This is a genomic window from Paraburkholderia sp. BL25I1N1 (assembly GCF_003002025.1).
Taxonomy (GTDB): domain Bacteria; phylum Pseudomonadota; class Gammaproteobacteria; order Burkholderiales; family Burkholderiaceae; genus Paraburkholderia.
This window is the reverse complement of record NZ_PVZB01000003.1, coordinates 285473-297827: the sequence shown is the minus strand read 5'-3', so window position 1 is coordinate 297827 and position 12355 is coordinate 285473. Positions and strand designations below refer to the sequence as shown.

Genomic DNA, 12355 nt, shown 5'->3' with positions numbered 1-12355 from the left:
AATAGACATTTCGACGGCCGTTCCACTATTTGGCCGGGCGCCGTCGGTCGTCCGCTGGCCTCGATCGCCGGTGAGGGGTTAGTTGTACGATGACTTGTGCGCCGCAGAGTTGATTGAGCAATTGCGGGCAAAGGCCGCCCTTCGTGGCCGGCTGCTGTCTCACGCGAACGCCATACATCGCGAGATCTCGCCCACGGCGATCGGCAACACGCAACCCCGAGCGGCTTGGCATTTTCTGAACGTTGCCGTGCCGTGATCTACGTGTTCTGTGTCGATTCGGGCACCACGGATGATGCGAATGCATGGGGATATTCGTGACGAAACCAGTCTTTCACCTGCTCGTGGTTGAGCGCAAAGAATTCGCGCGATCGCGGTATCAAGACAAAGCCAAAAGCGAGCAGACAGGTGGCGAGACCGAAGCATGTATAGACCTTGCCTACCGCCCAATGCGTGAGCGCCGCACCTGCGATCATCGGACCAAGAATGCCCGCAATCTGCGTGGTCATCATGCTCGCAGCGAGAATGCGCACGCGGAAATTCTGCGGGATAGCCAACGAGCGGTGAGTCGCGCCGACGAGTCCCATCGATGCATTGGCGAAACCCACACACGTAAGCGTCAATACGAGAACGACAGGTGAATGCGCCCAGCCGGAAGCAGCGAGTGCCAGCCCTTCGCACATCGCGGCCCCCACCCGGACGTTGAATCGGCCGAAACGACTGACCAGTGCATCAGAACCACGAAAGCTTCCGAGTAGTAAACCTATGGATAAGGCCGCTTCGCAAACGCCTAGCCACAGACCCGACAGCCCAAGCGATTGGACTTTGAGCGGGATCAGCATGCCGACTGCGGGGCCTTGGAATATCCAGACGAGGAAATTTACGAGTGTCCAGCCGCGCTCCAACGGGACGATCCACTTAGCATGCAGCCCGGCGCGCAGGTCTTTCCACCAACGGGCGAGACCGCCATGTTGCTCGCGATGCTGAGTTTGAGATGGAAGATGCAAAGTCACGTAAGCAGCGACGCCGAGCAGTATGCCGTTCATCCAAAATGTCGCAGCTATACCGCCCAAGGCCAGTGTCGCACCGGCCAATGCTGGCCCTAAGGCACGGCCAACTGCCTGCATCGATTTACGAAGACGAAGCGCTTCGGCCAAACGACTCGCCGGAACAAGTTCAGCCGAAATGGTGGAGCTGGCCGGGTCAACGAAAGCTTTCGCTATGACGCTGACCATGCCTATGCAGATGATGAGCATGAGTCGGTAGTCGGACAGCGAGGCGAGCGTCGCGAGGATGAAGGCGACGACCATCAGGGCGCACATACCCCATGCAATCTGCTGTCTCTTTGCGTAGCGATCGCCGAGTGGCGAAAGCAGTGGCATTGCAAAAATTGTGGTAATGGCGATGCTTACGCTGTAGATCGCCAAGTCATGCGCGCCGCCCCGGTAAACGATCCACCAAGGGAGCGTGATGTAGCCAACCATTTCTGCCAGGATCCTCATCAGATCGCTGAGAAGCAGACTGGCAAGAGGGACGCCGATCGAGCTTACGCGAGCCTTGATTTCCCGAATCACCGTCTTCCCCTTGTTGAGCTCGTGATGCTACCTCAACATTTTTCTCTCCGTTTAGATGCTTGTCTCCAGAGGCCGACGTTTCACTAGTGGGTGCCGTACCCGACTCACGGCTGACGACGCTTCGGGTTGCGATTGCCGGCAATTCGCGGAGCTATGTCGACTGGTTGTTCATGGGCGACGGAGGTCGATGCGAAGGCCGAACCGAACCACCTATACGTCGTTCGTCACCGGCTGGCGAGGAATTCGGTAGACCACGGACATGTACTTCGGCGTCAGGCGGTTTTCCACAATGACGCCTCCCAACGACTCGGCGATGCGCCGACTGGGGCGGTTCTCTTCGGCAACCGGATAGGTAAAGCTTTCAGCGCCAATGGTTCGCGTTGCCCACCGTGCAACTAGCGTTACAGCTTCACGACCAAAGCCATTTCGATGACGATCTTCACGAATCCAGATGCCGAGTTCCGGGCTCGCGGTATGTACGCGGTGAAGTCCGGCCAACCCAAGGAAACTCCCGTCAGCGTGTTGACGCACTGCGAATACATAGTCTGACCCATCGGCTATCGTCGGTATCCAGGACCGCCAAACATCGTCAAAATCATCCCGGGATGCCGGCGGGTCCCATGCCATGTGACGGGTGAGCGAAGGGGTGATGCATGAAAACGTCGCATCGGCGTCGCTGGCCGAGAACGGTTTGATCAGGAGCCGGGTTGATTCAATCTGAATTTCTGTCGGCCGCAGCAGCATCTCAAGTCCTCCGTCGAGGTTTGTTTATATTCACCAATTGAAAATCATCCAGCGGACCTCTGCCGCCTCCCTGCTGAAGCCACGGCGTTGTAAGCCCGGTGGTGTTCACTCGAGCTGGTGACGCGTGATTGCCTTCGGCAATACCTTCGGTTCGACTGGCTGACGCACATAGTAGACATCCCATTCTCCCTCGTCCGTCTGTACGAATCCATGCCGCTGGTAGAAGCGGTTTGAATCACTGCCACGCAAAGCGCCGACCCGGATTGGCAGGCGTTGCGCGTCGGCGCGCGCGAACACGTCCCGCAAGACGGCTGCGCCGACTCCTTTTCCTTGATGCTCCGGCAGGATGTACAGGTGGTCGAGCAGCCAGTGGTCTGCCTGCGGGCGAATAAGGATAAAGCCCGACCGCACGCCATCGATCTCTATGAATCGACAAAGCGCAGGATCGAATGACGCCAGGAAGCGCTCGCGAGCACGCTGCGGATCGAAACGGCCGATACGCTCCAGACTCTCGCGCATCGCGGCGATACGAATGGCGACCAACGTGTCGGCATCGGACGCGGTTGTATCCGTAAAGGCGATGTTCATTGGGAAGCTCCGGTCAAAGTTTTCGTGAGGCCTAATTCTTGTGCGAATAGCATCGAGCGGAGCCGATCGTCACCAGTTTGCAGTTTGCAGTTTGAAGTCGAAGGCCGGCTCATCGTTGACCACCGCCGATGGAAGGGGCCTACGCTAATCTAGTCCGCTCCGTTTGACAAAGGCGAGCCGGCTCCAGGTCACACCAGCCCGCTGATTTCCTCGTTGGATGGATTGGGTCCGGATGTTTAGCACAGTACTGAAGCCGTGCGCACTTGCTAACCGAATGGTCTCTGCTGCTGAAACTTCAAACATTCGACGTCCTTCGGGGATTGGGCCGTGACGCAACGACATCACCACCATCGCACCTTCTCGCAGCAAGAAGCTGACGGTCGACATCGCCCGACGACGCTCGTCTTCGTTCAGATGCATCCAAACGGCGGAGAGCATCACCAGATCGAATTTTCTACATTGGGAACGTACAAACATCAGATCCGGCAGGCTGTCGTCAACCCATTGAATCCGGGAAGAGGAATGCAGCCTGATTCCTGCGACGCGCAACGCGTCCACTGGTTCTACGGCCACAACGGTATGTCCCATGGCTCCTAACGCAGCGGCATCGGTTCCGATACCGGCGCCGACGTCAAGAATGTAGGCCGGAGGTATCGGCAAAAGATGCATGACGGGCCTATGGCTGTTCTCAAACGAGATTTCCTGCCATTGCTCGATGAGAGATTGCGCGTTCTCAGCGTAGCCCTCCGTTCCGCTCACGTTGATGGACACCACCGACTCCACATGTCGCGTTCTCGCACAGTGCCGATTGTCGCCAATCTGGCCTGCGACGTCCAACGTTCGCCCTTGGCCGACAAGCGACCGCTCGCCGGCCGCGCCGTAAGATTTCGGTTTGCATTCGCCCGCGTGCAGTGTCGCGGATGCAGATGCCAGCGCTCGGCCCGAGCCTGGAGCAAGGAGAAGCGGCCACCTGCGCGTTGACCGCTAGCGCGATCCGCCACGTGCGTCCTGCATCGACGAAACTCCAGCCGCCGGCACCGCCCAGGTGTGCGTCGCCCGTCGAGCCAAACCCGACTCACCACGGCCGTTTGACCTTCTCGACAGCGGACATGCAAGCTCAAACTCAATCGCTTTCCGATACCCACTTGAGCGTCGCCAGCCACAGATCATGCCCGCGGTGCATCAAGGCTTCATCGGTCTCTCGCAATCTGGTGGCATCGGGTCCTTTGCCAACTTCGTCCATCACTACAAGGCAGCCATTGCCCTGCGGCTTCAGATTCCAGGTGTGATAAAAGCTCGGTGCGGTGCCGGGCGCATAGCCGTACCAGCCAATTCTCGAGTAAGGCGTGTATTCGTTGATCCGACTTTCCAGTGGCAATCCGAATGTCGTCCAACGGAACACGCTTTGCGCTCCGAGCGCCGACTTTTTCGGATCATCCGTTTGCCCGATGATCCGCACATCGTGTGAATTCGGATACCACTTGGGCCAGTCATTTGCGTCGACGATGTGAACCCACACGCGCTCGCAAGATGCGTCGATGTGAGTCTCGTTATGCGAAAACAGATCGGCGTTCGTTGGCTCGAAACCTTTGGGCCAGTGAATTTCAGCCGAGCGGTTTGCGAGGTCGTCACTCATGGTCCGTGCGGGAAAGTGATTCGCTGATGCCGTCGCCGTCTGCTGATCGGTGGCCGATGCGCTTCCCGGCAGTACGCCGAAAACCACAAGTACTGCAGCGGAGGCGGCAGTCGCGATTGATCTGCGCAAAATTGAGCGGCCGGAGTGCGAAATTCGCGATTTAAGATCGTCGCCCACACTGTCGAACTCCACGTGGGTTACTCGATTGGATGACATTTTCATGGTTCCTGTGCATGGCAGCATCTTCGCTTTACGGCTTAAGCGTCGATGCGCCTTTTTAGCGGGTTGAATCGAGTCCATTCGATTCGGGAAGGTTTGCCCGCCCTGGAGCGGGCATGTGTTCACTCTGCGTCCCAATCTGGCTCGAATGGCGGCCGTACATAGCGTTGATCCTTGGGCAAGGCGGCAATTTGCTGACGGTCTTCGTCGTCGAGATTTAGACGGGTCGCGTCGAAGTTCGACTGCTGGCTTTCGAGCCGCTGCGCTTTGGGAATCGCGACGACACCATCCTGTTCCAGCAACCAGGCAAGCGCCACCTGAGCCGCGCTAGCGCCGTGCTTCTGGCCTATCCGCTCAAGCGTTTCGTCTTTTGTGGCGCGCCCCTGAGCGAGAGGTGCGTAGGCGACCAGCGGAATGCCTTGACTCCGAAGGTACGCGAGCATGGCGGACTGATCGAGAAACGGGTGGTATTCCAATTGCAGCGCCGCGATTGGCGCACCCATGATGCTCACCGCTTCGCGGATCATCGGCAGGTTAAAGTTGCATACACCAATCGCGCGGGTTCGGCCTTCCTCGCGCAACGCGGCCAGCGCTTCCATCGTCGCCGCCATATTCATGTCTTTGGCGGGCCAATGCACCATGTACAGATCGACGTAGTCAAGCTTCAGCTTGGCCAGGCTCGCGTCGAATGCTCGCCGCATGGCCGTGGGGTTCAACTGGTCATGCCAGACCTTCGTCGTAACGAATAATTCTTGTCGGGCAAGTCCCGAAGTCGAGATTGCAGCGCCTACCGCTTCCTCGTTCTCGTACATGGCGGCGGTGTCGAGATGGCGGTAGCCAATACTCAGTGCGCTTTCGACAACTGGCTGGCAGCCGCCTCCCGGCATCCGAAAGGTTCCGAAACCGAGATGCGGAATCTCGACACCTTGCGTAGAAATAGTCTTCATGATCGATCCTCTTTGGTGGAAACGGACCATATCGGCCTCCTTTGATGCAAGGATCGCTTCGTCACGCGATAGAATAAAGTAGGTCGCGGTCACAATATTTGTGACTTTATTCATAAACGTGTGAATCTGGAGATTGCGATGACCTTCGACGGACAGCTGTTTTCCGGCATCACGGTATTGGCCGCGGTCGCTGAAAGTCGGAGCTTCACACGTGCCGCAGACGCGCTTGGTCTTTCGCCCTCGGGCGTAAGTAAAGCGATGAAACGCCTTGAGCAACGCATGGGCGTTCGTCTGATCGAACGAACCACCCGTTCGCTCAAGCTAACTGATGACGGGCAGCGTCTTTATGACGAGGTCGGCACCCATTTGGTCGGCATCGAAGACGCCGCGGCCAGGGCTTCGGGTTCCAAGGACTCCGTTCGCGGCAGGCTACGAGTGAACGTCGACCCGTTTTTTTCGCGGATCGCTTTGGCGCCGTCGCTTGCAGGATTTTTGAATCGATACCCAGACCTCTCGCTTGAGTTGATCATGCGCGATGACGTTGGTGACCTGGTGGCTGACGGCTTTGACCTCGCGATCCGATTCGGCCAGCCTCCAGTGGGCTCCTTCGTGGGTCGGCGGCTTGACGAAACCCGCGTATTGACGGTTGCCTCACCTGGTTACATCGAGGCGCACGGCAGACCGGAACACCCCTACGACGTAGAGCGTCATCAACGAATCCTGTTTTATAACGCCGGAGCCGCACGACCATTTGAATGGCAATTCTGCCGTGCCGATGAAGTTCTCGAAGTGAGGCCCGCAGGTCATCTGCTTGTTTCAGATGTCGGCACCATGCTCGGGGCCTGCGTGGCCGGCGCAGGAATCGCTCAAGTGCTAGAGCTTGGGGCCGAAGATTTGTTGAGGAGCGGTCAATTGATCGAGCTCTTTCCAGACTGGCCCGACGAACGTTTTCCGCTTTATGCGTTATATCCCTCTCGTCAGCATTTGCCGGCCAAGGTACGCACGTTCATCGACTTCTGCGTTGCCAATTTAGTCGCTCGCAGGCAATGAAATTGATGAAGTACATGACCGGGCACTGGTCTGCTGGAAAGCAAACGTTCGCTGCGTAAAGGCATGACAGTCCCGGTCAGTTGCTTGATTGCGTAGGTGACTGCGCGTCTCGAACGATGAGCGGTAACGCTTAGGCCCTAAATCGACCGGGCTTGCGTGAAAACACGCGGATCACCTAGACTGGATTAGCTCGTTCAGCGTGGGTGACCGGATGAAGCGATTCATAGTAAGGTGAAGATGGCAAGCAGGTGACGCTGCTTCCAGAATGCCTCGATTGAAGTCCCGGCATTCGTTGGGGCCTCCAGTGCGATCACGCGTTCCAGTTTTTCAAGTTCTTTCCGCGGCTGGCTTGCAGTTCATTTTCCGGGCAAGGTCGGAACGCATAGATTGCTCGACCTGGCCCGGCAGACCAAACACAAGACAAGGAAGCAACCCATGCAGCAACTGGTCAGGCATCCAATCATCCTGTTCGTCGTCTCCTTCGTGCTCATGTCCATGGCCGCGTGGATTGGTAGCCGGTTTCTGCGCTCACGCATGCCAATCGATGAAGACACGCGCGACGACTTCAAGCTCGTCCAGTCGGCGACCTTGACATTGCTCGCGCTTGTCATCGGCTTCAGCCTGTCGATGGCGGTGGGCCGCTACGACCAGCGGAAAAACCTCGAAGAGGAAGAAGCCAACGCGATTGGAACCGAGTTCATTCGTGCCGACCTCCTGGCCTCAAGCGAAGCGGCCGAGATACGCTCGCTCCTCGCTCAATATCTGATGATGCGTGTCGAGTACTACCAGACCCGCGATCTGAATCGGGTCGAGCAGATCAATACGGCCACCGCCGATCTGCAAAACAAGTTGTGGGCCGCTGCCAGGGGCGGCGCGGTCAAACAGCCCAACCCGCTTAGCGCACTTGTTGTCGCAGGCATGAACGACGTAATCAACGCCCAGGGCTACACGCAGGCGGCCTGGTGGAATCGCATCCCGGCGGCCGCGTGGATACTCATGATCGTGATTGGATTGTTCGCCAATCTGCTCGTGGGATATGGAGTAACACATACGGATGTGAAAAAACGCTTCCTTCTGGTCATGCCGCTCACGGTGTCTCTTTCATTCCTGTTGATTGCGGACATTGATAGCCCGCGTAACGGTGTTATCCGCGTCGCACCTCAAAATCTGCTCAGCACCGCACAGTCGTTACCTAAGCCTTAGCGCCCAAGGAGTTTCCGCCGAGTTAGCTGGAGTTGCCGGTGGCGAATCGAAGGAGGAACAGCAAGGCGGGTGACGTGACGTGGAACGCTCGGGCGGATCTGCGAACGCTTCCTGCGCGCAGCTATAATCGCGCTCGAACATGGCCAGAGGAAGTTACTCGTGAAAAAGACCGCCGCATGTGCGCTCGCCGCGCTTGTATTGACCGCTTGCTCGTCTGCCGAAAAGCAGGAGCAGCAGGAACAGAAGTTCCTCCACAACGAAACCAACCTTGCCGCCGCGCAACGCAATGCGGCAGTCGATTGCCAACCGGCGAACTGCGACGCCGCCTGGGCGCTGACGAAACGCTATATTGAGCAGCATTCCGATACGGCCGTCACGCGCGCGGACACGGTCGCAATCGACACCGATGTGCCCAGTGGTTCAGGCAAGGTTGCCTTTTCCGCGACCCGCGCCGCAAAAGGTGCGGGTGCGACCTTGACGCTCTTTGCGCAATGCCGCGGTATGTACGGGCCGGAGAATGCGAAGGGTTCGGACTACGACGAGTGCGCCGAGAAAATCCTCAAGACGCAGAACGGCTATGTGGCGTTTCTCAGGTCACATGCGTCGGGTCAGTAACGGCCGGATTGTCACTCCAGCGTTAACGTACCCTTCGTCCGGTACTATCGGTCACCTGTTCGCCGTCCTCTTTTGCAAACGCGCTTTGCTGCCCGGCGGGCAGGATGTCGAGCACGATTTCGGAAGGTCTGCATAAGCGCACGCCGAGCGGCGTGACGACAATCGGACGATTGATGAGGATTGGATGGGCCAGCATCGCGTCGAGTAACTGCTCATCGCTCAGCGTTGTATCAGCGAGGCCGAGTTCGTCGTAGGGCGTGCCTTTTTCCCGTAGCGCGGTTCGCACGGTAAGGCCCGCGCGTTCGATCAGGTCCTTCAGCGTGTCCCGATCCGGCGGGTTCTTCAGATACTCGATGATCTCAGGCTCGATGCCGGCATTGCGAATCATCGCCAACGTGTTGCGCGAAGTGCCGCAATCCGCATTGTGATAGATCGTGACGTTCATACACGTTCCCCTTTCACGCTATGGCTCGTCTCGTACCAGTGCCGCGAACGATTGACGACGCCGACCACCAGCAGCATCACCGGCACTTCGATGAGCACGCCGACAACGGTAGCGAGCGCGGCACCGGAGTGGAATCCGAACAGACTGATCGCCGTGGCGACCGCCAGCTCGAAGAAATTGCTCGCGCCGATCAGGCTCGAAGGACCCGCCACACAATGCGCAACGCCAAGCCGGCGATTCAGCAGATAGGCGAGTCCAGAATTGAAAAACACCTGAATCAGTATCGGTACCGCGAGCATGGCGATGACCAGCGGTTCGCCGACAATGGCCTGTCCCTGAAAGGCGAACAGCAACACGAGTGTGGCGAGCAGCGCGCCGATCGAGTAGGGGCCGAGACGTGCGATTACGTGCTGGAAATAGGCGTTGCCCCTGGTCAGAAGACGCCGCCGCAGTAACTGGGCGAGGATGACCGGAACGACGATGTACAGACCGACTGATGTAATCAGCGTGTCCCACGGCACCGTGATGGCTGACAGACCCAGCAAAAGCGCGACCAGCGGCGCGAAGGCCACGATCATGATGGAGTCGTTCAGCGCCACTTGTGAGAGCGTGAAATACGGGTCGCCTTTGCAAAGCTGCGACCAGACGAACACCATAGCCGTGCAGGGTGCCGCTGCCAGCAGAATGAGGCCTGCGATATAGCTGTCGAGTTGAGCGGCGGGGAGCCACGGCGCAAAGACATGCCGGATAAAAATCCAGCCGAGCAGCGCCATTGAAAACGGCTTGACGAGCCAGTTCACGAACAAGGTGACGCCGATGCCGCGCCATTGGCTTTTCACCTGCGTCATGGCGGTGAAATCGATCTTGATCAGCATCGGAATGATCATCACCCAGATCAGCACGCCGACCGGAAGATTGACCTGCGCCACTTCCATACGGCCGATCGCCTGAAACGGCAGAGGCAGCCACTGTCCAAGTGCGACGCCGCATACGATGCACAGCGCGACCCACACGGTCAGGTAACGCTCGAAGAACCCGATCGCGGGTTGCGCGCCGCGAATGGTCGTGACAGTACCGGTCATTTTTCGCAGCAGCCCGGAAGATCCGTCGCGCTGCACGTCGCGCCGGCACAGCAGTTTTCCGTCAGGAAGCCGATCAGATCCGTCATGGATTCGAAATTCGCCGAATAGATGACGAAACGGCCGTCTTGCCGCGGCGTCACCATTTCAGCATGCGTCAGGTCCTTGAGATGAAAGGACAGGCTGGACGGCGAGAGCCCCAGCTGTTGCGCGATTTCACCGGCCGCCATGCCGTCTTTCCCAGCGACAACCAGCAGGCGGAAAATCGCCAGGCGAGATTCATGAGCGAGCGCGCCGAGGGCGCGTACCACGAGGTTCGAGTTCATGACCGAACGATACGCGTCTCGCTTTTACATTTCAAGTATTGTTGAAATGATGCTGTGGGCATCGCGGCTGAAGCGGATCACATGAAGGGTAGGTTTTATTGGCATTGCGCAGGCGATGGTCGGCTGAACTTCACTGGACGACCCCGCGCGCGCGCTTGACTTAACCGAGATTGCATTTGGTCTCCGCGCGAACCATACTTGTTTTCTCCTTTATTGCTCGCGGTGAACGGCGATGAACGGTAACGATCCTGATGGCGATCCCCACCCGCACCCGCACACCCACACGCACGACCATCACGGCAGTGCTTTGTCGGAAATGGATCTGCGTGTTCGTGCTCTGGAGTCTCTGCTGGTCGAAAAAGGCTATGTCGATCCGCAGGCGCTGGACGCACTCGTCGAAACCTATGAGCACAAAGTCGGGCCGCGCAACGGTGCCCGTGTGGTTGCAAAGGCGTGGCGTGATCCGGCGTACAAACAATGGCTGCTCCACGATGCCACCGCGGCGATCGCGTCACTCGGGTATGCGGGCCGGCAGGGCGAGCACATGATCGTGCTGGAGAACACCCCGACGATCCACAACATGGTGGTCTGCACATTGTGTTCGTGCTACCCGTGGCCTGTGCTCGGACTGCCGCCGGTGTGGTACAAATCGGCGCCATACCGTTCGCGTGCCGTCATCGATCCGCGTGGTGTACTGAAGGAGTTCGGCTTCGAATTACCCGCGGAGGTCGAGTTCCGCGTGTGGGATTCCACCGCTGAAGTTCGCTACCTCGTTTTGCCTATGCAGCCGCCAGGAACTGACGGCTTCTCCGAAGAGGCGCTAGCCGAACTGGTCACGCGCGATTCGATGATCGGCACTGGATTGCCGAAGACTCCTGATTCGACAAGGGGGACACCATGAACGGCGCGCAGGACCTCGGTGGCATGCAGTCTTTCGGTCCGATATACCCCGATAAAGACATTTCGCCGTTTCACGCCGACTGGGAGCGAAGAGTCCACGCGACCACGATCGCCATGGGCGCGACCGGCAAGTGGAACATCGACATGTCGCGCGCGGCGCGGGAGAGTTTGCCGCCAGCGCAATACCTTTCTAGTAGCTACTACCAGATCTGGTTCGAGGGTTTGAAGAAACTCATCCTGAGTACAGGTCTGGCCACGGCCGGCGAAATCGAATCAGGCGAGTCGACGACTCCAGCGGTGCCGGTTCCGCGCGTGTTGATGGCTAAAGATGTATCGGCGGCGCTGTTCCGCGGCAGTCCCGTCGATCGGCCCGCAACCGTGGAAGCCAAGTTTGCAATCGGCGATGGAGTGCGGGCCCGGCAAATCAATCCTTCCTCGCACACTCGTTTGCCGCGTTATTGTCGGGGCAAACGCGGGCGCATTGTCGCCGTGCACGGCGCGCACGTTTTTCCCGACGCCAATGCGATCGGCCTCGGCGAGCAGCCGCAATGGCTCTACACGGTGCGCTTCGACGGTGCGGAGTTGTGGGGGAGTGATACGACGGCGGCGTCGGTGTGCGTCGACTGCTGGGAACCCTATCTCGAGGTGCCTTCTACCCGCGATGACTGACGCTCGAACTAAACTGCCCGCACTGCGCGCCGCGTTGCCAGCACTGCCTTGCGACGACGCAGGGCCGGTTTTCAACGCACCGTGGGAAGCGCAGGCGTTTGCGATGACGCTGGCGTTGCACGAGCGCGGCATGTTCAGCTGGGGCGAGTGGGCTGCGTGCCTGAACGAGGCAATTCGCGACGCGCAAGCCGCCGGCGACGCGGACCACGGCGACACTTACTACTCGCATTGGCTGACTGCACTGGAGCGCATCAGCGCGATCAAGGGACTCGTAACCGACGACTCGCTTTTGCGTCGCCGCGACGCGTGGGACGCAGCAGCGCGCCGTACGCCGCATGGGCAGCCGATCGAACTCGGGTAGGG

General features: G+C 58.7%; 15 protein-coding genes. 6 read left to right on the top strand and 9 right to left on the bottom strand.

Going from position 1 to position 12355, the window contains the following annotated elements; all coding sequences use genetic code 11:
- Positions 1 to 257: 257 nt before the first annotated feature.
- The 6 genes from B0G73_RS06205 to B0G73_RS06180 all read right to left on the bottom strand — a co-directional run bounded on the left by B0G73_RS06205 (position 258) and on the right by B0G73_RS06180 (position 5819).
- Complete coding sequence (locus B0G73_RS06205; RefSeq protein WP_258193198.1) at positions 258 to 1571, bottom strand: MFS transporter; 1314 nt, start codon at positions 1569 to 1571, stop codon at positions 258 to 260.
- 210 nt (positions 1572 to 1781) lie between these two features.
- Positions 1782 to 2315, bottom strand: a complete 534-nt coding sequence (locus B0G73_RS06200) for a GNAT family N-acetyltransferase (RefSeq protein ID WP_106278947.1) — start codon at positions 2313 to 2315, stop codon at positions 1782 to 1784.
- A gap of 105 nt (positions 2316 to 2420) precedes the next feature.
- Positions 2421 to 2903: a GNAT family N-acetyltransferase gene (locus B0G73_RS06195; protein ID WP_106278945.1), complete on the bottom strand. Its 483-nt coding sequence runs from the start codon at positions 2901 to 2903 to the stop codon at positions 2421 to 2423.
- 144 nt (positions 2904 to 3047) lie between these two features.
- The gene (locus tag B0G73_RS06190; RefSeq protein ID WP_106279173.1) at positions 3048 to 3674 is read right to left on the bottom strand and encodes a bifunctional 2-polyprenyl-6-hydroxyphenol methylase/3-demethylubiquinol 3-O-methyltransferase UbiG; all 627 of its coding nucleotides are present in this window, start codon (positions 3672 to 3674) and stop codon (positions 3048 to 3050) included.
- Positions 3675 to 4026: 352 nt separating this feature from the next.
- Positions 4027 to 4839: an SRPBCC family protein gene (locus B0G73_RS06185; RefSeq protein WP_106278943.1), complete on the bottom strand. Its 813-nt coding sequence runs from the start codon at positions 4837 to 4839 to the stop codon at positions 4027 to 4029.
- A 41-nt stretch (positions 4840 to 4880) separates the two neighbouring features.
- Positions 4881 to 5819, bottom strand: coding sequence for an aldo/keto reductase (locus B0G73_RS06180; protein WP_258193197.1), 939 nt, complete (start codon positions 5817 to 5819; stop codon positions 4881 to 4883).
- A gap of 24 nt (positions 5820 to 5843) precedes the next feature.
- Here B0G73_RS06180 and B0G73_RS06175 point away from each other — a divergent pair, with 24 nt between their 5' ends.
- The 3 genes from B0G73_RS06175 (at position 5844) to B0G73_RS06165 (ending at position 8573) form a co-directional block, all read left to right on the top strand.
- Complete coding sequence (locus tag B0G73_RS06175; RefSeq protein WP_106278941.1) at positions 5844 to 6755, top strand: LysR family transcriptional regulator; 912 nt, start codon at positions 5844 to 5846, stop codon at positions 6753 to 6755.
- Positions 6756 to 7190: 435 nt separating this feature from the next.
- The gene (locus tag B0G73_RS06170) at positions 7191 to 7958 is read left to right on the top strand and encodes a hypothetical protein (RefSeq protein WP_106278939.1); all 768 of its coding nucleotides are present in this window, start codon (positions 7191 to 7193) and stop codon (positions 7956 to 7958) included.
- Positions 7959 to 8117: 159 nt separating this feature from the next.
- Positions 8118 to 8573, top strand: a complete 456-nt coding sequence (locus B0G73_RS06165) for a hypothetical protein (protein ID WP_106278937.1) — start codon at positions 8118 to 8120, stop codon at positions 8571 to 8573.
- Between the two features lie 22 nt (positions 8574 to 8595).
- Here B0G73_RS06165 and arsC read toward each other — a convergent pair whose 3' ends face one another.
- From arsC to B0G73_RS06150, 3 genes are read right to left on the bottom strand one after another with little or no spacing between them, the layout of a single operon-like run.
- Positions 8596 to 9018: an arsenate reductase (glutaredoxin) gene (gene arsC, locus B0G73_RS06160; RefSeq protein ID WP_106278935.1), complete on the bottom strand. Its 423-nt coding sequence runs from the start codon at positions 9016 to 9018 to the stop codon at positions 8596 to 8598.
- Positions 9015 to 10100: an ACR3 family arsenite efflux transporter gene (gene arsB / locus B0G73_RS06155; protein WP_106278934.1), complete on the bottom strand. Its 1086-nt coding sequence runs from the start codon at positions 10098 to 10100 to the stop codon at positions 9015 to 9017. The genes arsC and arsB overlap by 4 nt, the downstream gene beginning before the upstream one ends.
- Positions 10097 to 10423 (bottom strand): helix-turn-helix transcriptional regulator, encoded by a 327-nt coding sequence (locus B0G73_RS06150; protein ID WP_106278932.1) that lies wholly within the window; start codon positions 10421 to 10423, stop codon positions 10097 to 10099. Before B0G73_RS06150 ends, arsB begins: the two co-directional genes overlap by 4 nt.
- Positions 10424 to 10655: 232 nt before the next feature.
- Between B0G73_RS06150 and nthA the strand changes: the two genes are divergently transcribed.
- From nthA to B0G73_RS06135, 3 genes are read left to right on the top strand one after another with little or no spacing between them, the layout of a single operon-like run.
- Positions 10656 to 11324 (top strand): nitrile hydratase subunit alpha, encoded by a 669-nt coding sequence (gene nthA, locus B0G73_RS06145; protein WP_106278930.1) that lies wholly within the window; start codon positions 10656 to 10658, stop codon positions 11322 to 11324.
- On the top strand, positions 11321 to 11992 hold the full coding sequence (nthB, locus tag B0G73_RS06140) for a nitrile hydratase subunit beta (RefSeq protein WP_106278928.1): 672 nt from the start codon (positions 11321 to 11323) through the stop codon (positions 11990 to 11992). Before nthA ends, nthB begins: the two co-directional genes overlap by 4 nt.
- The gene (locus B0G73_RS06135) at positions 11985 to 12353 is read left to right on the top strand and encodes a nitrile hydratase accessory protein (protein WP_106278926.1); all 369 of its coding nucleotides are present in this window, start codon (positions 11985 to 11987) and stop codon (positions 12351 to 12353) included. Before nthB ends, B0G73_RS06135 begins: the two co-directional genes overlap by 8 nt.
- Positions 12354 to 12355: the final 2 nt, after the last annotated feature.